The organism is Mesorhizobium sp. M7A.F.Ca.CA.004.04.2.1 (genome assembly GCF_004022825.1).
Classification (GTDB): Bacteria; Pseudomonadota; Alphaproteobacteria; order Rhizobiales; family Rhizobiaceae; genus Mesorhizobium.
Window position 1 is genome coordinate 1 of sequence record NZ_RZPH01001650.1, and the last position, 652, is coordinate 652.

The window sequence follows — 652 nt, forward strand, 5'->3', positions numbered from 1 at the left end:
GTGAAGGGCGCCGCCGACAATGGCTTCGATGTTCTTTATGTCTCCGGCGGCATCCATGCCCGCGACTATGGCGATGCCTTGCAACCGGATCCGGCAAGATTGGCGGCGTTCCTGGAAAAGCATGGCTATGGTCCGGTGGCCGTCATTCCCAGACTTCGGTAGGTGACGATGGCAGCCTTCCAGCGCATCCTGGCAACCGCGCCGCTTCCCGCAGACCTGCGCGGCGGCGTGGTGGCGATCGGCAATTTCGATGGCGTCCATCGCGGCCATCAGGCGGTGCTCGAGCGCGCCTCCGCCGAGGCCGGACGGCGCGGCGCACCGGCCCTGGTGCTGACATTCGAACCGCATCCGCGCAAGATCTTCAGGCCTGATATCCCGTTGTTCGTGCTGACGCCGCCGCCGATGAAGGCGCGGCTCCTGTCGCTGCTGGGCTTTGCCGCGCTGGTCGAACAGCCGTTCACGCGCGACTTCGCCTCGCTGTCGGCGGAAGCGTTCGTGACGGATGTGCTGGAAACGAACCTTGGCATTACCCACGCCGTGACCGGGTTCGATTTCCACTTCGGCAAGGATCGTCAAGGCGGCCCGGCCTACCTGATGGCGGCCGGCGAGCGTCACGGCTTCGGCGTCACGCTCGTCGACGCCTTCCGGGACG

1 protein-coding gene and 1 pseudogene are annotated in these 652 nt (G+C 66.1%); both read left to right on the plus strand.

What is annotated here, in order from left to right:
• A pseudogene (locus EN893_RS39755) lies at positions 1–162 on the plus strand (TIGR01459 family HAD-type hydrolase); the annotation flags it as partial.
• A 6-nt stretch (positions 163–168) separates the two neighbouring features.
• Positions 169–652: adenylyltransferase/cytidyltransferase family protein (locus EN893_RS36740; protein WP_164901534.1), on the plus strand; the 484-nt coding region annotated here is incomplete at its 3' end.